We start from the raw sequence: 21,342 nt of genomic DNA, 5'->3' as shown, positions 1-21,342 counted from the left end.
GTATTAACTTACACAGCGAAAAGCCGTTTAAGAACCTCTTAAACGGCTTTTAACTTTTATGATTATAGGTAATTAAGTTGGCGCGCAGCTCTGCAACCACTTCTTCATCTAACATCAATTCTTGCACAGCATGCTCTTCAAAAGCTTTCATTTCTTCACCACGGTAGGCACCAATGGAAATTTCTGCCACCACGGCATTCGACAACTGTAACATCGCCACCATCGAACGCACTTCTTCATTGCTAATGCGAGTTAGATTAGCGCTATGGTGCAACATAATGCCATTAATAATCGCCATTGGAAGTTGCCATTTCTTGGCGACAAGAACACCGACCATACAATGATCTGCGCCCATTACTTCACGCTCTTTGGCAAGTAAACGAACAGGATTAACGAGACTCATACTGAATAATTTCTCATACGCTTCCTGATTCTTAGCCGCCAGCAACAAACTGCCGGCATTATGGAACAGCCCCATCATATAAGCTTGATCGCGCGGCACACCGTGCACAAATTCAGTGAGATACGCCATACAGAAAGCAACGTCGACACTATGTTCAAGAATATCGCGTTGTAGACTACCGGAATTAAACAGCCGTTTAAATGCGGCGGCCACGACAAGATTACGCAATTGCTCCAAGCCCATCGCATTAACCGCATCGCGAATATTATCGACCGGCTGTTTTAGTTTGATAATCGGTGAATTGACCAATCGCATCACTTCACCGGAGAGCGTAATATTCTGCTCTAGAATAGAGACAATTTTATGCACATTGGCAAATTTACTGTTGATCTCATTGTCTAACTCAATAACTTCTTGCGGGAATTCCGGAATTTTAACTCCACGAATCGCTTCCAATGCGGCGCGCAACTGATTTTGCATAATCATTCTCTTATTAATCGGAATTCATCGCATCCAATATAGCAAAGGCCTTTGTTAAGCGAACTGACTTAAGATAGAAAAGTTAATGCAAATCTAGAAATAGGCTTTAACCAGAGGCCAGAGACGCTCAACAATCTTTGTTTGCGCAGCGGCATTTGGATGCAAAGCATCGTCTTGCATTAAATCCGGCTCCAGAGCAACATCCTGCAAAAAGAAAGGATCAAAGCTTAATTGATACTTGTGCGCTAAATCTCGATAAATTTTAACCAACAGCTTTTCATACGCCGGGCCATAGTTTGAAGGCAAGCGAATGCCTAACAGAATAACTTGGCAGCCCTGCGCTTGCTGCTTACAGAGTTGAATCATGCGTTCTAAATTGGCTTTGGTCTGCAAAAGATTTTGACCACGTAGTGCATCATTCGCCCCCAGTTCCAAAATCATCAAATTAGGCTCTTGCAGAGCCAAAATACTCGGCAGGCGCTGCATACCACCAGAAGTGGTTTCGCCGCTTAGACTCGCATTATGCACAGTAATTTTTGGGTTGAACTGCTGTAAACGTTCGGCAAGTAATGTTACCCAGCCTTGCGATTTTTCGATGCCATAGGCGGCACTTAAGCTATCACCAAACACCAACACCTTGGCCGGCATTGACAACTTACTGATATTTCCAATCTCTGGTGCTTGTTGTTGTGCGCTGACTGCAATAGGATTAGTCAGCAATAAAGCCAACATAAGCAAGTTGAAAACGCCATAATTAAGACGTGCTAATTTAGTAGTAAATTGCATTTATCTTCCATTCATCGCCAAGATCCACACTCAAGGATAAGTCATGACCACAGCTGCTGCCACGATTTCCAACCCAATTCTTGCTTTAGAGAATATCAGCTACCGTGTTCAGAGTGATGAACAAACTCTGGATATTCTTAATGGCTGTAATTTAACGTTAGAACCGGAGCAGACCTTAGCGATTGTCGGTCGTTCCGGTTCCGGCAAATCGACTTTGCTTTCTATTATGGCCGGTCTGGAAAAACCAAGTTCCGGCAATATCTCACTACTTGGTCATGCACTCAATCATTTAAATGAAGACCAGTGCGCACAAATCCGTGCCCAGCAGGTCGGCTTTGTATTCCAGAACTTTCAACTGCTTTCCAGTATGAATGCCTTAGAAAACATTCTGATGCCATTGGAACTGTTTCAAATCGAAGACGCTCGTGACAAAGCCTTGGCAGCTTTAGATAAAGTAGGCTTAAGCAATCGCGCTCACCATCTACCGGCACAACTTTCCGGCGGCGAACAACAGCGTGTTGCCATTGCCCGCGCATTTGTCACCACGCCAAGCATTCTGTTTGCTGATGAACCGACCGGTAATTTGGACGAGCACACCGCGGCACAGATTCAGGAACTGCTGTTTGAGCTCAATCAAACCCATCAAACCACTTTGGTATTAGTGACCCACGATATGAACTACGCCAAGCAGTGCGATCAAGTTCTACAACTGCAACATGGTCAATTGCAACCTTGGTAATCGTACTGCTGACAAAAACGGAAGTCTCATATGTCTGCTAAAAATACTCTTCTCAACGAACCCTTCATCGCTTGGCGCTGGTTTTACCGCAGTTTTAAACAAGGTGACTGGCTTTGGCTGTTTATCGCCATATCCATTGCCAGTATGAGTGTCACCACCATAACTCACTTAGGCGAAAGTATTAAACAGAGTATGTTACAAAAAGCGGCCAACAGCCTTGGGGCCGATTTGGTCTTGCGCTCTTCAAGACCGATAGATGAGCACTGGCAAAATCAAGCCGACAAATTAAATCTACAGACTCAAAAAAGCCTCAGCTTTGTCACCATGGCATTGGTTGAAAAACCTCAAGAAGCTTTCCAACTGGTCAATTTAACTGCCGTCGAGAAGAGTCAGCCTTTACGTGGCGAACGAATCCTTAACTCACAACTGCCTTTTAAAGCACTCACTTCCAGCACGGTATGGATTGAACCAAAATTAATGCAGTTAATGAATCTAAACGGCAACAGCCAACTGCTACTTGGTGAGAAAAAATTTGCATTAGCCGGTGCCGTTGAACCGAATAGTTTGATTAATCCAATGGCACAGTTTGCGCCGCAAGTGATTATGCCGCTACAGGATTTAGACAGCACTCAACTTATCGGACCCGGCAGTCGCATCACCTATCAATTATCGCTAGCCGGAAACACTCAGAACATCCAGCAATTTGTCCGCGAATTTGAAAACGCCAAACCGGAATTTATCGACTTAATCTCGGCGCAGGCTCCAAATGAAGATCTGCAAAAAACCCTTGATCGCGCCTGGCTGTTTCTCGACTTAGCCGCCTTGTCAGCCGTTTTTGTGGCAGGTTTGAGCATTTTGATTGCCAGTCGCTTTTACCTAAATCGCTGGCGCAGTAGCCTCGCGCTATTACGCGCTTTTGGCGGCAGAAACAAACAACTGCGCCGTCTGTTTGCTTGGCAGTTTTTCTGGATTGGTTTCAGTAGTAGTTTGCTCGGTGTCGTACTTGGCCTCTGCCTAATTCTATTAGCCTCACCATGGCTGGAAACGCTATTCACACTCTTCATACACGCCAGCTATGTCTATGCCGCATTAATTGGCTTAGTAAGCGGCATCTTAGTATTGTGGAGTTTTGCTTGGCAAGCCTATCAAACCGCCATGCAAACTTCGCCGCTACAGGTTTTCAAACAAACCTCAAAACGCCAACAGATGCGTCACTGGGTTATTTCGTTTGCATTGGTATTGATCTTAATGAGCGTTATCGTGCAGATGAATTTCCTTGGTTGGGTACTGAGCATTGGCGCTTTATTGAGTATTATCTTTTATCTCTGCGCCAGCGCCTTATTGTGGGCGCTACAGAAAACTCACATGCACACCCGCGGCTGGCTGCGTTTATCGATTGCTGCCCTGCTTAAGCAACCGGAACTGATAAAAATTCAGTTAGTCTCTATCGGCCTAGTGCTTTTTGTTTTGATTTTAATGACTTTTGTCCGTCAAGAACTAATCAATAACTGGCAAAGCAGTTTGCCTGAAAAAACACCCAATACTTTTTTAGTTAATGTTCAACCTTATCAACTCGATACAGTTAAAAACCTATTTGCAGCACAACAATTAACGCCCGATTTTGTCCCCGTAGCACGCGGCAGATTAATCGCTAAAAACGGCATACAGTTAACCTCTGAACAAATGCCAACACTGAGAGCACAGCGCTTACTGCAACGAGAAGCCAATATTGCTGTAAGCAGCGAGACCCCAAAATACAATGAAATCATTGAACAGTTACCCGACTCTGAATATAGCGGCTTAGGTGTAACCGTTGAAGAAAGCATTGCCGAGGCTTTTGACATAAAGTTAGGCGACCGTTTAAGCTTCGATTTTGCCGGAATTGAATACCGCTACCAAGTTCGAGCTATCCGCTCTTTAAACTGGCAAAGCTTCCGATTGAATTTTTTCTTTATCGTCGAACCGAATTCGGAAAAACCGCTGGCGGTCAGTTATCTAAGCAGCCTATTTATCGATAATAAAACGGTGCGTAATGAATTGACTCAGCAGATGGCACAGCAAGCTTCAGGAGCATTATTGGTCGACGTACAACAAATCATCGAGCAGATTCGCGAAATCATGGATCAAGCCGCATCCGGCGTTAGTGCCTTATTCTTCTTTACACTAGCTGCTAGTATCGCCGTCCTGTTTAGTGCCACCTTAGCGAGTCAGCAAGCACGAATACAAACTTGGCTGTTACTAAGAACCTTAGGTGCAAGTAGTCGACAAATCCGTCTAATCGGCCTCAGCGAATTTATATTACTTGGACTCTTAGCAGCCGTACTTGCCGCTAGCTTTGCGCAAGCAATCAGTGTCATGATATCAGTAAATATTTTGGACGCTAACCCGAAAATTTCACCCGAATTATGGTTTACGACATTTATTGCCGGCAGCCTAATCTTATTATTAGTCGGATACCTATCGCAGCGCCCATATTTAAACATGAGTGTCGGAAAATTAAAACGCAACTTATCAAGCATGAATTAACAGTAAAAAAACATACTTTTATCTATAACGATAATTTTTATTAAATTTCCTTAACTCAGGTATTGTAATTTTTACGTACCACAGGTAAATTAGTACTTAAATTTACTTAGTCTCTAATTTATACCAGTGCTTGCATTGGCAAGGAAACTACCATGAGCCCGCAATTACTTATCTTCACAGGTCGCTGTACACAGGCTTTTGGCACAATCGGTTTTGTACTACTGTTTGGCTATGGCCTATACGTCAGTATTTTGCAAGACTTAACACAAGGCATTACATTGATTTCTATAGGTTTGATCATTGCATGGTCAGTTGCCCTAATAACAGGAGGTTGTTATTTAGCTGCAGAAAGTTACCGCCATCGAACTATACGGGATTAATTTCAACATCAATCCTCAAACTGCAGATAACTCTCAAATGGATTTGGGAGTTTTTTTTATTTTCCCATCCGAAAAAACTATCTCTTATTGCTACGTAAATTCACCAAGTGAATTTTTTTCTCTCAGCCTCTATAATCCGTTCCTGAAATAACCATTTACTCTGGTTGGTTATTATCCAAAGTTCTTGATAAATATCGCATATTTATTGAGGGATTAACCTCCTTCGAAGCGCTCAATGGAATAGACAATGAAAATAACAACAAACGATATTCAAAATTTTTCTGTTATTGATGAGATTCATTCCGGGTTTATTGAAAACCCGCAATCACAAAAACTACACGATGCCATTCATAACGCTGGTGGAGAAGTGAGATTAAAGCCTGTGAGTCTTTTTAAGGCAGACTTAAAACAACAGATGGTTGTTAAATGTAAAAATTCCGGCACGACCTACACAATTAATTCATAATTTATTGCTAGTCGCTATACAAATAAGCGCTATTGGACGGCCTCAATAGCGCTTATTTTTTTATGTCGTGTGGGTTTATAATAGAAGCTCGCCCGCAAATAAAACTCACTTTTATGAATTATCTGCAAGCCGTCCAATTACTGCGTCAAGACGACCAATTACCCTATCTTGGTTTATTACTGGATACCGAACAGCAATATCTACACTTCTTTGTTCTGCAAACATCACATGCAAATTGTCCAGAAGTCGAAATTTTCTACAGCGGCAGCTATCTTTTTGAAATGACTGCAACCGAAGGAAGTTATCAACAAGAAGCCTTTCCGCTAAGCTTACAACCTTATCTACAGAAAGCGCAGTTTCGCAGCTACGACGAAATTACCGACCTGTATTACATGATTCCGGCCCAAGTTCTCTACAGCCTATTTCCCGAACTTCCCGATCCAAGTAAAGGCGTACTCTGTAAACAGAGCAAAGAATTCTTCTGCCTGCATGCACACGAATTAATTAAACGTTATTGGAAGTAACCTCAAGTCCCTTCGTCAGCTCCAAATAGAGCTTCGATTCCAACTCAAAAAAATAATTAATTAAAATGCATGTTTAATAAATTGAGGTAAAACGGGAAGCAAACATAGATTGGTCGGAGAGGCCGGATTTGAACCGACGACCAACAGTCCCCCAGACTGCTGCGCTACCAGACTGCGCTACACTCCGATTAAGAATGAGGTTTAGATAACTAATAGTTTTCTTTAAGGTGTTTTTGGAAGGCGTTGATTTGTTGCTGGAGCACTTCTGCGATTTGCAGAGCTTGTTGCAACTGAGAGGAATCGACTTTTGGCTGAGCGGCTGAATCAACTTCGGCAATGGTTTGCTGAACAGGCTCGAAGGATGGAGCAACATCCGCTTTATTTTTTTGCTGCTTGCTTAAGCGGTTTTGCGCACCGACAATGGTCAACCCTTCTTCATTTAAGAGGCGGCTGATTTCAATAATCAACAAGACATCATCACGTTGGTAATAACGTCGTCCGCTTCTTTTAGAAGGCGTTAACTGAACAAAATTCTGCTCCCAGTAGCGTAATACATGGTCTTTAATACCGGTAAAACGCGATACCTCACCAATAGTGAGGTATTTCTTCGCTGGAATTGCGTCAATATTGATCGATTTTGCTTTAGTGGTTGCCATCAAAACTATCTATTTGTGCGCGTAATTTCTGACCTGGTTTAAATGTTACCACTCTTCGTGCCGAAATAGGAACATCTTCACCAGTTCTCGGGTTACGGCCTGGACGAGACGCTTTATCACGCAGTTCAAAGTTACCGAAACCGGATAATTTAATCTGCTCACCCGAAACCAATACATCACTGATTTCTTCATAGAACTGTTCGACCAGCTCTTTAGACTCACGCTTGTTAAAGCCGAATGTATCTGATAGATCTTGCGCAATTTGCGCTTTGGTTAAAGTATCTGATTTTTCCACAGACATCCTTTGTACCCCTAATCAATTATTCTTTTTTATTAACGCAATTCTGCGTTCACCGCAGATTTTGCCGACTGCAAAATTTGCTCAACTAAACTTTCTACTTCAGCATCTTCCAAAGTACGATCTTGGTGTTGTAGCTTTAAGGTCAAAGCAACACTCTTTTGATCCGGTTCAATTCCTTGCCCACGGTAGATATCAAAAATATCGACTGAACGAAGAATTTCAGACTCAACATTCACTGCATCCAATAGTTGCTGTACCGGCAAAGACTGTTCTACCACAAACGCCAAATCACGCTGTACTTCAGGGAATTTAGATATTTTCTCTGCTGCTGGAATCTCCATTGTCAGCAAAGCATCTTGACGAACTTGGAACATAAACACCGTGCCGGAGACTCCCATGGTTTTCACCAATTGCGGATGCAACTGACCGATAATCCCCACTTCTTTGCCGTCTTTCATCAACGATGCCGACTGACCGGGATGCAGAGCCGGATTGTTACAAGCTTCAAAACGAATCTTACCTAGCTGATGGCTCATACGTAATAACGTTTCTACATCGCCTTTCAGGTCGAAGAAATCTGCATTACGCGGTTTCTCATCCCAACCTGAAGCGGCAACCGGACCAACGATAGCGCCTGCTAACATAGGCACTTGGGTTGCGCCGGTCTCATCTTGGTCGTTTTTATAGAAAACCAAACCAGATTCGAACATACGAACGCGTCCTTGCTGACGATTTTGGTTATAGGCAATCGACTGCAAAAGACCTGGAAACAGAGTAGTACGCATTGCTTTCATGTCTTCCGAAATTGGGTTCTGTAGTAGAACATACGGCAAATCCGGTGCAATCGCTTGCTGCTTTTTCTCTTCCACAAAAGAGTAGGTCACCACTTCGTTGTAACCGTTTTGCACCAAGGCCGTTTTCAACGCCATTAGTTCTTGTTCCGATTCCGGTAGTTCACGTAGAGTAATTGGCGCAAGAACTGGGTCTTCCGGTAGATTGTTATAACCGTAGATACGACCGATTTCTTCCACCAAATCCATCTCGATTTGCATATCAAAACGGTATGACGGCGCTGTCATAGACCAACCACCATCTATCGCTTCAATCCCAAAGCCAAGCTTAGTAAAGATATCTTCAATCTGCTCAGCAGACACAGCAACACCTAATTTGTCGGTAACCGTTTTCGCACGCAACGTAATTTGTGCTGGCGCAGGAATATTTTCCGCAGAAATTTTTGCATCGATAGCGCTGACTTCACCGCCGGCAATCTCAAGCAATAGACTTAACGCCCGGTTTAGCGCACGCTCTGGTAGCTGAGGATCAACACCACGCTCAAAACGCATTGACGAATCCGTGTGCAAACCGTATTTACGGGCTTTACCGGTAATCGCTAACGGTGCAAAGTGTGCGCACTCGAAGAAGATAGATGTAGTTTCATCAGTCACCGACGTGCTTAGACCACCCATAATACCGGCCAGCGCAATCGCGCCGGAGTCATCAGCAATAACCAACGTATCGTCGCTTAGCGTCACTTCTTTTTCATCTAGCGTCGTTAGTTTTTCACCGTTTTGCGCCATACGAACTTGCACTGCACCTTGCAGCTTATCCGAGTCAAACGCGTGCATCGGCTGACCCATCTCCAACAATACATAGTTAGTGATATCAACCGTTAAACTTAATGGACGAAGACCAGAGCGCTCAAGACGCTGTTTCATCCAACGCGGCGTTTCCGCTTTAGCGTTAAAACCGGTAACCATACAACCTAGATATTTAGGACAAGCTTGCGGCTCTTGCACATCAATTTCTACAGAACACGCTGTTGAGCCAGCCATTTCTTTTTCCTCAAAAGGAACGGTTAAACCTGCACCGCTGATGGCATTCACATCACGGGCAATACCCATGACGCTAAAACAGTCGGCGCGGTTTGGCGTCAAATCGACATCAATCGACATATCGTTTAATTCTAAATATTCACGAACATCCATGCCGATCGGCGCGTCTTCCGGCAGTAGGTGCAAACCATCAACACCATCATCCGGCAGACCGATTTCAGTCGCACCACACAACATGCCGTTTGAAGGTACGCCGCGTAACTTGGCTTTTTTGATTTTGAAGTCGCCCGGTAGCTTTGCTCCAACCATTGCACAGCAAACTTTTTGCCCTGGTTGAACGTTTTTCGCACCACATACGATTTGTACTAATTCTTCTTCGCCAACATTAACTTGCGTAACGTTCAGTTTATCCGCGTCTGGGTGCTTTTCCATCGATACAACGTGACCAACAACCACATTGGTAAACTCACCTGCTACCGGTTCTACATCATCAACTTCCAAACCAGCTAAGCTTAACTCTTCAGCTAGCTCGTTAGCATTCCATTCCGGGTTGGTCCATTGACGTAACCAATTCTCACTAAATTTCATTTTTGATCAGTGCCTTTATTGTTTAGTCGCTTGCAGCAGAATTATTTAAATTGTTGTAGGAAACGCATGTCGTTCTCAAAGAACTGACGTAGGTCTTTTACGTTGTAACGCAACATTGCCAAACGCTCGACACCCAAACCAAATGCTAGGCCTGTGTACTCGTCTGGGTTGATGCCAACGTTTTCCAATACTTTTGGATGCACCATGCCGCAACCAAGCACTTCCAACCAACGGCCTTCACCGAAGAGGTCTGTCGAAATATCCACTTCCGCTGACGGTTCAGTAAACGGGAAATAAGACGGACGGAAACGGGTTTGTAGGTTTTCGTCTTCGAAGAATTCACGTAGGAATTGAATCAGTAGGCTACGAAGTTGCGCAAAACTGGCATTCTTCTCGACAATCAGCCCTTCCACTTGGTGGAACATCGGCGTATGAGTTTGGTCAGAGTCACAACGATATACACGACCCGGCGCGATAATACGTAAAGGCGGCTGTTTGTTTTCCATAGTACGAATCTGTACACCGGAAGTGTGGGTACGAAGAACGGTGTTTTCGTTGATATAGAAAGTATCGTGCATGGCACGCGCCGGATGCGTTTCCGGGATATTCAACGCTTCAAAGTTATGCCAATTGTCTTCGATTTCCGGACCGGTTTCAACGGTGAAACCTGCTTTCGAGAATAGGGTTTCAATACGACTTAACGTACGCGTTACCGGATGTAGAGAACCGACATCAACACCGCGACCCGGCAAAGTAACATCAATGGTTTCTTCAGCCAATTTTTGCGCTAGCTTAGCGTCATCTAGCTGGCGTTTTTTCTCGTTAAGCAGTGATTGAACAGTTTGCTTGGCTTCGTTAATCACTTGCCCCGCTTTAGGACGTTCTTCGGCTGATAGTTTACCGAGCATTTTCATCATGCCGGTCAGCGCGCCTTTCTTACCAAGGAACTGCACGCGCAGTTCGTCGAGTTTACCTAGATCTTGAACATCTTTAATCGCTTCTTTGGCTTCAGCGATAATGCTTTGCAATTCTTCTTGCATGGGTCCTTAAATCCTAAAACAGCTTAAAATTCTTTATAAAACAAAGGATTATATCCGAAAACGCCCTGCTTTTTCAGGCAAAACCAGATCAATCTTCTCTTTTATAAAAACTTTATAACCCCTCATAAAAGGGCAATCGGAAAAGAAAAAAATAGGGGACCTAAGCCCCCTATTTAGGATAACCGCCTAAACGGTTAAGAATGCGCTTACGCTAAAGCCGCTTTTGCTTTTTCAGCAATTGCTGCAAACGCTGCTGCGTCATGAACAGCGATATCCGCAAGAACCTTACGGTCAACTTGGATACCAGCCTTAGCAACACCGTTGATGAAACGGCTATAAGTCATTCCGTTCATACGAGCCGCTGCGTTGATACGCGCGATCCATAGACGACGGAATTGACGTTTACGCTGACGACGGTCACGGTATGCATATTGACCCGCTTTGATTACCGCTTGCTTAGCAACGCGGAAAACTTTGCGACGTGCACCGTAGTAACCTTTCGCAGCTTTAAGAACTTTGTTATGACGACGGCGTGCGATTACGCCTCTTTTAACTCTTGCCATGCTTTAAATCTCCCAATTAAGCGTAAGGTAGCATGCGGCGAACCATTGCCACATCGTTATCGTGAATCATGCTGCCAGCACGAAGGTGACGTTTACGCTTAGTCGACTTCTTAGTCAGAATGTGACGAAGGTGAGACTGTTTGCATTTAAAACGGCCAGAGCCAGTTTTTTTGAAGCGCTTACGAGCGCTGCTGTTAGATTTCATCTTTGGCATGAAATAAAACTCCGCATTTAAGCAGTAACTATAAATAGTCCTACTTGATTTCAGTTTTAGCCTCTTACGAGGCCAGTGGAAACAACAAACAGCACTGAGGGAGCTGCACCGGTAACGCCCTATTCAGGAACGTCCCAGCTGTTGTGTTTGACTCAATTAGTGACCTAATTAGCCTTTTTTGATTGGAGCAACCATCATTTGCATTTGACGACCTTCCATCTTCGGCATCTGTTCAACAGTACCGATGTCCTGAATATCGTCGCGTACGCGCTCCAACACCTTCAATCCCAGTTCCTTGTGAGTGATTTCACGACCACGGAACCAGATGGTTACCTTGACGCGATCTCCCTTACCTAGGAATTTCACCAGGTTGCGTAGCTTGACCTGATAATCTCCCTCCTCAGTTCCTGGGCGAAACTTAACTTCTTTAACTTGGACTTGTTTCTGCTTTTTCTTTGCTTCATGCGCTTTTTTCTGCTGCTGATACAAATACTTGCCGTAGTCCATAACTTTACAAACCGGCGGGCTTGCCTTCGCAGTGATTTCGACTAGATCTAAACCTGCTTCCTGTGCAGCTTCAAGTGCTTCTTGGATTGAAACGATTCCAACTTGCTCACCTTCAGCGCCAATCAGACGAACTTCTTTCGCAGTAATCGCTTTGTTAATTCTATCTTTAGGGGCTTCAGGTTGTTGCGGTCTTCCGCGACCTCTTCGAATTGCGATGGCAATATCCTCCAGTTGTTTAAAAATTTAGTTTTGGGTGTCAGGTGATTCCACCACACGACCAAGGTTTGAAATATCATCTAAAAGCAATTTCAGCATCTGATCATAATCAAATGAACCTAGGTTGTTTCCACCACGAGCACGTACATTTACAGTACCTTGCTCTTTCTCTTGGTCACCAACGACCAAGATATATGGCACGCGTTGCATTGTGTGCTCGCGAATTTTAAACCCAACTTTCTCATTTCTCAAGTCTGTTTCGACTCTAAAGCCATGTTTTTGCAGTTTTTTCGCGAAATCTTGGACATAATCATTGTGTACTTCGGAAATTGATGCGATTACCACCTGTGTTGGTGCCAGCCAAGTCGGGAATTTACCCTCATAGTGTTCTACCAAAATACCCACGAAACGCTCAAGCGAACCTAAAATGGCACGGTGAATCATGACCGGATGCTTTTTCTCATTATCCGAATCAACATAAACCGCGTTTAGACGTTCTGCTTGTGTCATCGAGAAATCTAGCTGGATCGTTCCACATTGCCAAACACGACCGATACAGTCTTTCAATTGGAATTCAATTTTCGGTCCATAGAACGCACCTTCGCCCGGCTGTAGAGCATAATCCAAACCTGCGTCTTTTAGCGTTTCTTCCAAAGCGGTTTCCGCAAGGTCCCAAACCTCGTCAGAACCGACTCGCATCTCAGGACGCGTAGAGAATTTAACCGCAATATTATCGAAACCGAAATCATTGTAAGTTTCGTAAACCAGATCAATACAACCTTGAACTTCTGACTTGATTTGTTCAGGGGTACAGAAGATGTGCGCATCATCCTGAGTAAATGAGCGAACACGCATCAAACCGTGCAAGGTTCCAGACGGCTCATTACGGTGAACGGTACCAAACTCGGCAATACGCGCCGGCAAGTCACGGTAAGAACGTAGGTGTTGGTTATAAACCTGAATATGCCCTGGGCAGTTCATTGGTTTTACAGCGTAATCGCGGTTATCGGTTTCAGTGGTAAACATGTTCTCTTTGAACTTGTCCCAGTGCCCCGATTTTTCCCAAAGTGAACGATCCATAATAAAAGGCGTGCGAATCTCGTCGTAATCGTTAGCCACCAACTGACCACGCATATATTCTTCAACAATGCGGTATAGCTTGTAGCCTTTTGGATGCCAGTACGCCATCCCTGGAGCCACTTCATCAACATGGAATAAATCCAGCGTTTTACCCAGTTTACGGTGATCACGTTTTTCCGCTTCTTCCATCATTTTCAAGTAGTCTTTTAGCGACTGCTTGTCTGGGAATGCCACACCATAGATACGCTGTAACATTTTATTGTCTGAATTACCGCGCCAGTATGCACCGGCAACGTGAGTCAATTTAAACGCTTTAGTGAACGCCATATTTGGTACGTGCGGACCAACACACATATCAACGTATTCTTCATGGAAGTAGAAACCAAAGTCGGTTTCGTCCGGCAGGTCACGAATCAATTCCAACTTGTACTCTTCGCCACGCTCTTCAAAAGTCTTGATTGCTTCTGCACGCGGTAGCATTTTCTTGATTACAGGGTATTTGGTTTTCGCCAGCTCATTCATGCGCTTTTCGATTTTTTTCAAATCTTCCGGCGTGATTTTGTATTCCATATCGATGTCATAATAAAAACCGTTATCGATAACCGGACCGATTGCCATTTTGACATCCGGATAAAGCTGCTTTAGCGCATGCCCCATAAGGTGCGCACAAGAGTGACGCATAATATGAACACCGTCATCATCTTTCATGGTCACGATTTCAAGCGCTGCATCTTCGGTGATTAAATCACTGGCGTCTTTCAGGGTACCGTTTACACGCCCCGCCACTGTTGCTTTTGCTAAACCGGTACCGATGCTTTCGGCAACCTGCATAACAGAAACTGCTTGCTCAAATTCTCTAGTAGACCCGTCAGGTAAAGTGATGATTGGCATAAAGGTAATCTCTTTTAAAATTATGCGTTTAAATTGAAAACAGACAATATTAGCATTTTCTGGAGTACTAGAAAAAATATTTGTACAAAGAAGTACTTTTAAAAAGAGAGGAGAGGAAAGTGTCGCTGATTGTAACGACACTCTTAAATGAAATTAATTGTCCGAGTCAATTGGGCTGAGATGGTTAAATTCGGCAAAGGACTTTTCAAGAACGGACTGAAAATGCTCGGGAGTAACTTTTAACTTTTCCAAAGCCACATTCATTTTTTCTTCGACCTTCGGCCAATATTCCGGCGGAATTTCGCCGATACCGTTATCGACACCCAATTTGAAAGCGCCGATTTCAGTTAGATACGTCAAATATGCATAAGACGAAAAACCGCCTTTCACCTTGTCTGGAATGTGGTGGTAAGCCACCCCCATAATCACTTCTTGCGAGAAATTCCAAAGCTGTAAAAGACGAGCACTCATTAAAGCATGGTAGGTTCCAAACGCTTTGTTTTCATGAACGGGGAGTTTAAGAATATTAAAATCGACTTTAGTAAGAACTTCCTGGTATTTGTCTCGACTCTCTAACGCCAGTAGATAGACGCCGATATCACGCAAAAGCCCTGCAAGAAAAGCTTCCCCTTCGTTCAAATGACAAACTTCAGCTAAATTCTGACCAATCAAAGCGCTCAGCATTGCTTGTTGCATGAAACGCTCTTCACTAAATGGCGGTTTACGCTTGAACGACTGTTGATAACTAATGGCATAAGCCAACATACGCACGTCTTGCAAGCCGATACGAATAACGGCTTCAAACAGATCATTGATTTGCGTTCCTAACGAATATTTAGCCGTATTCGCCATAAAGATAATTCCAGCAGTCAAACGCGAATCCATTGCGATTAAATTCACTATTTCATCAATATCTGCATTGGAATCGTCGGAAAGTAGTTTTTCCAATCTAATCAAAGCGTCCGGGATATGAGGAAGGTCGCCAAGTTCGGCAAGACGCTCAACTATCTCTTTAGTAACACTGGCTTCTGACAAGGGAACCTCTAAAAAGTAATCACAGGGAAAGGAATGAATGAAATTTAATGCAAATCATATCAAAGCAGTTCCCACGAAAATCAGTTTTTCGCAAGTAAAGTCGATGTAAAACACCCCATTCGACCCGAATTCAGATATTTTTCTGCACAACGCTTTAGTAAATTTTTATTCTGGCATATTAGAGAGTAGAATCCCTTCCAAATATCAACAGTTTAACATTTAATTAATTTAAATCATGCCAAGGGGCGGCCGTTTATTTCGGCCTGAGATTTCAAAATGAAAGACCCTAAGCACCTGATCCAGATAATACTGGCGTAGGGATGGCAAAACATTCGATTACCCTCAATTTAGAGAGCAATCTACCCGTTGTTTTTCCTTACCTTTTCTCAGGTGCCTTTGATCAGCTTGGCATAGTGTAAGGAAAAACCATGCAGAGAAAACATCTCCTCACCGCACTGCTCGCTACAATCAGTAGCACCGCAAACGCAACCACCGAACTTGATACCGTTACCGTTAATGCCGATTTTCGTGGAGCCTCTTTAGAGCAGACCTCAGCAGCAGTGAGTGTTGTCGACCCGATTGAAATGGAAAAACGCGGCGCTCAACATTTAGAAAACATTATCAACCTTACCCCCAATGTTAATTCAGCCGGCGGTGCATCACGTAACAAATATTTCCAAATTCGTGGCATTGGCGAAAGAAGCCAGTACAACACCCCTTTAAACCCATCGGTGGGTTTAACGATTGACGGTATTGATTACAGCCGAAGCGGCGCTGCAGGTACCCTATTCGACGTACAGCAAGTTGAAGTTTTACGCGGCCCGCAAGGAACCCGTTTCGGTGCCAGTGCATTAGCAGGGATGATTAATATCCAAAGCAATCAACCGACTGAAGAACTGGAAGCACATGTAGAGCACACTCTAGGTACGGATGGATTGCAAGGTGCCGGTGTTGCGGTCGGTGGCCCTATCACCGAGAACGTACTCGGACGTTTCTCTGTTTATAAAAATACGGCTAATGGTTACATGACCAACACCTATTTAGATAGAGACGATACCCAAAACATTGATGAACTGACTTCTCGGGCACAAATCAAATGGCTTGTTAACGACAGTCTTACCGTCGATTTTACGGCAATGCATTTAGATATAGACAATGGCTATGATGCTTTCAGTTTTGAAAATGACTACACAACCTCAACTGACGAACCAGGTACAGATTCTATAAAGTCGGATGCTTTAGCTATTAGCACCGACTGGAAAATCGACGAAGCCGTATCAATGCAGAGTAAATTGACCTATTCAAATTCAGATTTACTTTACAGTTACGACGATGATTGGACTTATGACGGTCAATATAATGGTGGCTATAGTGCTAAAGACAACTACTACCGTAATCGAGAGAACTATTCTGTAGACTTGCGCTGGCTATCTTCCGAGCAAGGCAGAATTTTTAACAACAGCACTGATTGGGTTGCCGGCGTTTATCACTTACAACAAAGCGAAAGCCTGCACAGAGTCTATCCGTATGTCGATAGCGGCGAGATGAACAGTTCTTATGACACAACCAACAGCGCCATTTACGGCCAGCTGGATTATCACCTTAATAAGCGTACCTTAATCACTGCCGGCCTTCGTACAGAACAATTTACTGCCGATTACGCCAATTCATACGGATTCTCAGAGAATACTGATGAAATCTTATTTGGTGGCAAGCTAGGACTTGAACACCAAGTTTCCGCTCAACACCGAGCCTTTACTAGCCTTTCTCGTGGCTACAAAGCCGGTGGAGTAAATGATGACGCGACCTTGCCAGAAGATAAAATTGCCTTTGATACCGAATATCTATGGAACCTTGAAGCAGGGGTTAACTCAAGCTTCTTGAACAATAAGCTAAAAACGCGCCTGACCGCATTCTACAGCTTGCGTAAAGATCAACAGGTGAACAGTTCAACACAACAGGAAGGTTCTCCAGACTTTACAATTTATCTAGACAACGCTGCAAAAGGCGAACATTATGGGCTAGAGTTGGAAGCTGACTGGAATGTTAACCGACGATTAAATGTCATCGGCTCGCTAGGTCTATTGCATGCAACTTTTACCGATTACACCTATGTAGATCCAAATGACACAACCAATACCATTTCTCTAGACGGTCGTGAACAAGCGCATGCACCAAGCTACCAATTCTCTCTTGGCGGTGAATACTACTTTGCGCAAAACTGGACTCTAAGTGCCAATATTGAAGGTAAAGACGCATTCTATTTCTCGAACAGCCATGATTTACAATCAGAGTCTTTTTATTTAGTTAATACCAGCCTCGCATATACCACTGGCGACTGGGTATTTACGCTATGGGCAAGAAACCTAACCAACACCGAGTATGACACTCGTGGTTTCTACTTTGGGATCGACCCTAGAACTAATTATGCAGATAATCTTTACACACAAAAAGGTGGGCCAAGAACAGTTGGCTTGACCATTTCCTGGGATTATTAATCAACAGCTTAAAGGTCCTTTCGAGGGCCTTTTCCATTAATAGGAAAAGATAAATGCCCAAAACTCAAGGTTATGAAGCACACGCTGCAGAATACGATCAATGGTTTGATGAAAACCCGGAAATTTATCAAGCTGAGATTAATGCAATAAAGCGTCTGTTGCCGCAAGGCAAAGGGATTGAAGTCGGAGCCGGTAGCGGTCGTTTTACTGCGCCATTGGCAATTGATACGGGCGTTGAGCCTGCCTCGGCGATGCGTGCGCGAGCTAAACGCGAGCGTAATATCGAGATGCTGAATGGAACAGCGGAGTGTCTGCCAGTTAAAGATAGCACTTTTGATTTTGCCGTTTTTATTACCTCAACCTGTTTTTTGGATAACCCTTTAAAGGCATACCAAGAAGCTTATCGAGTGACCAAACATGACGGCAGTATCTTAGTCGCGTTTTTGGAGCGCGATTCTGAACTTGGGCAGCAATATGAAAAGCATAAGCATGAAAGCCCTTTCTACCAAGATGCGACTTTTTACAACTATTCAGAAATCACCGATTTCTTAAGCCAAGCCGGTTTCGGGAATTTCACATCAGTGCAAACGGCTCTGCCGGAAACTGAACAGCAAAAAACCAGTGACATTTTAGAAGGCCATGACCGCGGTGCTTTTATCGTCATCAAAGCAAACAAAATTTAACAAGGAATGAAAAATGAAAATTTCCGTCGATATCAGCATGTACCCTCTTAACGAAGATTACTGCCAACCCATTATCGATTTTATCGAAGCAATGGAGGAACAACCTAAGGTCTCGGTACAACGCAATAGCATGAGCACCCATATTTACGGCGAATTTGCCGACGTAATGAGAGCAATGAGTTCTGAAATCGAACAGGTATTAGAAAAACTGCCAACCACGGTTTTTGTCATCAAGCTTATTGGCACTGACCGCGAAAAGGTAAATTACCGTGGTTGCGAATGAGAATAGCCACTGGCTAATGCAGGCATTTGACGCATTACTGGCTCAGTCCGGCTGGGAGTGGTTGGCGGTTTTCCTCGGCATCGCTTATGTTATTTTGGCGGCGAAAAACAACAAATGGGCGTGGCCGAGTGCATTTTTTAGCACACTTATCTATACGGTACTGTTTTGGGAAGGCCAACTGCCGATGCAAGCCCTGCTCAACGCTTACTATCTAGTGATGGCTGTGTACGGTTTCTGGCTGTGGAATCAGTCCGAACAGTTCAAAATCCAAGAACAAACGACAACTCATGTTTCGATACACCGTCGTAGTGTTAACTTTCACTTACTGTTTATCGGTATTGGCTTTGGGTTAAGTGGATTGATTGGTTGGTATTTGAACGCGACCGAAGCCAGTCAAATGCCATATCTGGACGCAACTGTCACCGTTTTCTCGGTGATGAATACGGTTTTAATGGCGCGCAAAGTGTTAGAAAACTGGTTGTACTGGATTGTCATCGACGCGGCGGCAATCTATCTATACTGGGAAAGCGGCTTCTATGTAACCATTATGATGTTCAGCTTGTATCTGATTCTCGCCGTATACGGCTTCCGTGAATGGCAAAAACTGATTAACAAAACTGAGGCTAATCGATAAGTTCATCAAGGTGTGGTGGCAAGTCTCGCCACCACGCCCATTCCTGCTCACCCAACAGTCCTAATCCGCAGAACAGTGCACGATACAACTCGCGTACTTCTCGCAACATTGCTTTATTTGGCAACGTCATATGTTGCTTATATTCACAAACCAATGCCCTTAGGTGAGTTTTTGGGAAGACGGCTTCTAACATTAACCAATCCATTTCGACTGGCGCGGAAATGGCAGCGTCAATATCCAGCAAAACCAATTCATTATTTTTCCGTTTCATAAATTGATCCCAGCGCAAATCCAAAACCATTGAAACCAAAGCGGATGTTTGAAAATGATTCGCGGCCTCAATTAAAGAACTCAACTCATTGGAAGACAAGGTTTTCAGACGAGGACTCCTCTCTAAAAAACTCAGAATTCTCTGACGAAATTGCTGCAGATTCAGAGTTTTCGATCCTCCGAGTACTCCAACCTTTGTGTGCTTTTGTTGATGCATTACCATTAAATATCTGGCTAAATTTTGGCAGTCTCCAATGTCAACCGACTGAATATCAAGTGCCTGCCCATCAATAAACTCGGTCAAAAGCGCTGCATGTTTTCCTTGCAGACTAAAACAGGTGCCGCCTAATATTGGAACCGTGACGCCATCCAATGATGAAAAAAAACGATATATTTCAGTTAAATGCGTATAACTTCCGACTAAATCCCAAGCAAATAAGTCGCGCATACCTTGCCAGAACACCTGTGCAGAAACGCTCTCTAAATCCGCTACTTTCAACACCGCTTGTTGCTGTTCGCCGCACAGTGCCCAAATCCGGTGCGTACTGTCGGCAAAAGGCGTGCTCAGATGCTGCGCAGAACTGAAAGCAGAAAGAAAATCATTGCCGTCAGTCTGAAACAGGCTCTGTAACCTTAACAGTGAATAATCGGAACTAATTGAAGACATCTTTGATTCAAATCCATGGAGTTTGGCTAAGTCTAGCAAAACTTGCACGTTCTGATTTTGTTTTAGGCAATTGATAAATTTTATAAAAATCGAATTTTCCGCTATAATCAGCCGGCTAAATTTTCCGGTGCGGTGCCAATAAAATCCGTTTTAGAGCTACAACACCACCGTCAATACAATGAAAGGACTATCTTATGAATTTAGATCAAGCCCGTTTTTTTATGGTTGAACAACAAATCCGCCCTTGGGATGTGCTGGACCCTAAAGTTCTTGATCTTTTGATGGACACTCCTCGCCACCTGTATGTTAGCGAATCGCAACAAGCACTGGCTTATACAGATATTGAACTTCCAATTGGTGAAGGCGAAGTAATGATGGCGCCGAAGGTTGAAGGAAAAATTCTACAAGCCGTCGAACTTCAAGATAACGATACGGTTTTAGAAATCGGTACCGGTAGCGGTTACTTTACTGCGCTACTGGCCTCTCTGGCCAAAGAAGTGACCACGGTTGAACTACATAAATCGATTCAAGAAACAGCGCAAGAACGCCTAAAAGAATTTGCCAACATCAACTACCACATCGGCGATGCCAGCCAAGATTGGGCAGACAATAAAAACTACGATGTTATCGTTTTGACCGGTGCCGTAGCCGAAATCCCGCAAGCCTATCTGGACAAGCTTAACATCGGTGGTCGTCTAGCGGTTATCCATGGCGAATCTCCGGCAATGAACGCGGATGTCATTACTCGTGTCAGCCAAACTCAATACAATACTGAAGTACTATTTGAAACCGATATGGCATATTTAACCAATAGCGAGAAGAAGTCGGTATTTTCTTTCTAAGGAAACGCAGAACAAGTCCAAATGGCTTCAGGCAAAGTAAAATTTAGGCTAAGCAAGGCATCTGTTTGCAGTCATGTCTAGACCTGGCAAAAACAGATAAACACCGCCTAGACAAATTTTACAAAGCCCCTGTGGGCGAGGTATTGAAGAGTAACTTCGTTGTTAGCGCTCTCAACCATAGCAAAGGCTATGCTTATCAAACGCTGCCTAGAATTTATCTCTTCAAACTCCTCGCTGA

Annotated in this window: 22 protein-coding genes, 1 tRNA gene and 1 riboswitch; of the genes, 10 read left to right on the top strand and 13 right to left on the bottom strand. The window is 43.8% G+C overall.

What is annotated here, in order from left to right; translation table 11 throughout:
- Positions 1-49: 49 nt before the first annotated feature.
- Both J3998_RS09560 and J3998_RS09555 read right to left on the bottom strand, forming a co-directional pair.
- A complete protein-coding gene (locus tag J3998_RS09560; RefSeq protein WP_208150436.1) occupies positions 50-883 on the bottom strand; it encodes an HDOD domain-containing protein in 834 nt (277 codons plus the stop codon).
- 93 nt (positions 884-976) lie between these two features.
- The gene (locus J3998_RS09555; RefSeq protein ID WP_243750690.1) at positions 977-1,669 is read right to left on the bottom strand and encodes an arylesterase; all 693 of its coding nucleotides are present in this window, start codon (positions 1,667-1,669) and stop codon (positions 977-979) included.
- 43 nt (positions 1,670-1,712) lie between these two features.
- On the opposite strand from J3998_RS09555, the gene J3998_RS09550 reads away from it, so the two are divergent.
- From J3998_RS09550 to J3998_RS09530, 5 genes are all read left to right on the top strand, one after another.
- Positions 1,713-2,408 (top strand): ABC transporter ATP-binding protein, encoded by a 696-nt coding sequence (locus J3998_RS09550; protein WP_208150435.1) that lies wholly within the window; start codon positions 1,713-1,715, stop codon positions 2,406-2,408.
- A gap of 30 nt (positions 2,409-2,438) precedes the next feature.
- Positions 2,439-4,934, top strand: coding sequence for an ABC transporter permease (locus tag J3998_RS09545; RefSeq protein WP_208150434.1), 2,496 nt, complete (start codon positions 2,439-2,441; stop codon positions 4,932-4,934).
- A gap of 152 nt (positions 4,935-5,086) precedes the next feature.
- Positions 5,087-5,314 (top strand): hypothetical protein, encoded by a 228-nt coding sequence (locus J3998_RS09540; protein WP_208150433.1) that lies wholly within the window; start codon positions 5,087-5,089, stop codon positions 5,312-5,314.
- A gap of 247 nt (positions 5,315-5,561) precedes the next feature.
- Positions 5,562-5,780 (top strand): hypothetical protein, encoded by a 219-nt coding sequence (locus J3998_RS09535; protein WP_208150432.1) that lies wholly within the window; start codon positions 5,562-5,564, stop codon positions 5,778-5,780.
- A gap of 113 nt (positions 5,781-5,893) precedes the next feature.
- Entirely contained in the window at positions 5,894-6,304 is a 411-nt protein-coding gene (locus tag J3998_RS09530; protein WP_208150431.1) for a hypothetical protein, read from the top strand.
- Positions 6,305-6,414: 110 nt separating this feature from the next.
- Here the strand turns inward: J3998_RS09530 and J3998_RS09525 are convergent.
- From J3998_RS09525 to J3998_RS09480, 10 genes are all read right to left on the bottom strand, one after another.
- Positions 6,415-6,491 (bottom strand) — tRNA-Pro (locus tag J3998_RS09525).
- A 22-nt stretch (positions 6,492-6,513) separates the two neighbouring features.
- Positions 6,514-6,960: a MerR family transcriptional regulator gene (locus J3998_RS09520; protein WP_208150430.1), complete on the bottom strand. Its 447-nt coding sequence runs from the start codon at positions 6,958-6,960 to the stop codon at positions 6,514-6,516.
- Complete coding sequence (locus tag J3998_RS09515) at positions 6,947-7,261, bottom strand: integration host factor subunit alpha (RefSeq protein WP_208150429.1); 315 nt, start codon at positions 7,259-7,261, stop codon at positions 6,947-6,949. The genes J3998_RS09520 and J3998_RS09515 overlap by 14 nt, the downstream gene beginning before the upstream one ends.
- A 32-nt stretch (positions 7,262-7,293) precedes the next feature.
- On the bottom strand, positions 7,294-9,681 hold the full coding sequence (gene pheT / locus J3998_RS09510; protein WP_208150428.1) for a phenylalanine--tRNA ligase subunit beta: 2,388 nt from the start codon (positions 9,679-9,681) through the stop codon (positions 7,294-7,296).
- Between the two features lie 41 nt (positions 9,682-9,722).
- Positions 9,723-10,721, bottom strand: coding sequence for a phenylalanine--tRNA ligase subunit alpha (gene pheS, locus J3998_RS09505; protein ID WP_208150427.1), 999 nt, complete (start codon positions 10,719-10,721; stop codon positions 9,723-9,725).
- Between the two features lie 206 nt (positions 10,722-10,927).
- Entirely contained in the window at positions 10,928-11,284 is a 357-nt protein-coding gene (gene rplT / locus J3998_RS09500) for a 50S ribosomal protein L20 (RefSeq protein ID WP_208150426.1), read from the bottom strand.
- Between the two features lie 16 nt (positions 11,285-11,300).
- The gene (gene rpmI / locus J3998_RS09495; protein WP_208150425.1) at positions 11,301-11,498 is read right to left on the bottom strand and encodes a 50S ribosomal protein L35; all 198 of its coding nucleotides are present in this window, start codon (positions 11,496-11,498) and stop codon (positions 11,301-11,303) included.
- 168 nt (positions 11,499-11,666) lie between these two features.
- Positions 11,667-12,215: a translation initiation factor IF-3 gene (infC, locus tag J3998_RS09490; protein ID WP_208150458.1), complete on the bottom strand. Its 549-nt coding sequence runs from the start codon at positions 12,213-12,215 to the stop codon at positions 11,667-11,669.
- Between the two features lie 33 nt (positions 12,216-12,248).
- Positions 12,249-14,192: a threonine--tRNA ligase gene (gene thrS, locus J3998_RS09485; RefSeq protein ID WP_208150424.1), complete on the bottom strand. Its 1,944-nt coding sequence runs from the start codon at positions 14,190-14,192 to the stop codon at positions 12,249-12,251.
- A gap of 153 nt (positions 14,193-14,345) precedes the next feature.
- On the bottom strand, positions 14,346-15,227 hold the full coding sequence (locus tag J3998_RS09480; protein WP_208150423.1) for an HDOD domain-containing protein: 882 nt from the start codon (positions 15,225-15,227) through the stop codon (positions 14,346-14,348).
- A 231-nt stretch (positions 15,228-15,458) separates the two neighbouring features.
- A riboswitch (TPP riboswitch) is annotated at positions 15,459-15,565 on the top strand.
- A gap of 90 nt (positions 15,566-15,655) precedes the next feature.
- Between J3998_RS09480 and J3998_RS09475 the strand changes: the two genes are divergently transcribed.
- From J3998_RS09475 to pnuC, 4 genes are read left to right on the top strand one after another with little or no spacing between them, the layout of a single operon-like run.
- Positions 15,656-17,725: a TonB-dependent receptor gene (locus J3998_RS09475; RefSeq protein WP_208150422.1), complete on the top strand. Its 2,070-nt coding sequence runs from the start codon at positions 15,656-15,658 to the stop codon at positions 17,723-17,725.
- 53 nt (positions 17,726-17,778) lie between these two features.
- Positions 17,779-18,408: a class I SAM-dependent methyltransferase gene (locus J3998_RS09470; RefSeq protein WP_208150421.1), complete on the top strand. Its 630-nt coding sequence runs from the start codon at positions 17,779-17,781 to the stop codon at positions 18,406-18,408.
- 13 nt (positions 18,409-18,421) lie between these two features.
- Positions 18,422-18,691 carry a YkoF family thiamine/hydroxymethylpyrimidine-binding protein gene (locus J3998_RS09465; RefSeq protein WP_208150420.1) on the top strand — a complete coding sequence of 90 codons (270 nt, stop codon included), beginning with the start codon at positions 18,422-18,424 and terminating at the stop codon, positions 18,689-18,691.
- On the top strand, positions 18,678-19,325 hold the full coding sequence (pnuC, locus tag J3998_RS09460; RefSeq protein WP_341829263.1) for a nicotinamide riboside transporter PnuC: 648 nt from the start codon (positions 18,678-18,680) through the stop codon (positions 19,323-19,325). Before J3998_RS09465 ends, pnuC begins: the two co-directional genes overlap by 14 nt.
- Here the strand turns inward: pnuC and J3998_RS09455 are convergent.
- Entirely contained in the window at positions 19,315-20,262 is a 948-nt protein-coding gene (locus J3998_RS09455; protein ID WP_208150419.1) for a hypothetical protein, read from the bottom strand. The two genes, pnuC and J3998_RS09455, sit on opposite strands and share 11 nt — an antisense overlap.
- A gap of 194 nt (positions 20,263-20,456) precedes the next feature.
- Here J3998_RS09455 and J3998_RS09450 point away from each other — a divergent pair, with 194 nt between their 5' ends.
- Positions 20,457-21,104 (top strand): protein-L-isoaspartate O-methyltransferase family protein, encoded by a 648-nt coding sequence (locus J3998_RS09450; RefSeq protein ID WP_208150418.1) that lies wholly within the window; start codon positions 20,457-20,459, stop codon positions 21,102-21,104.
- Positions 21,105-21,342: the final 238 nt, after the last annotated feature.

The organism is Thiomicrorhabdus marina (assembly GCF_017571465.1).
Classification (GTDB): Bacteria; Pseudomonadota; Gammaproteobacteria; order Thiomicrospirales; family Thiomicrospiraceae; genus Thiomicrorhabdus; species Thiomicrorhabdus marina.
The sequence above is the reverse complement of the archived record's forward strand: the minus strand, read 5'-3'. Positions and strand labels throughout refer to the sequence as shown.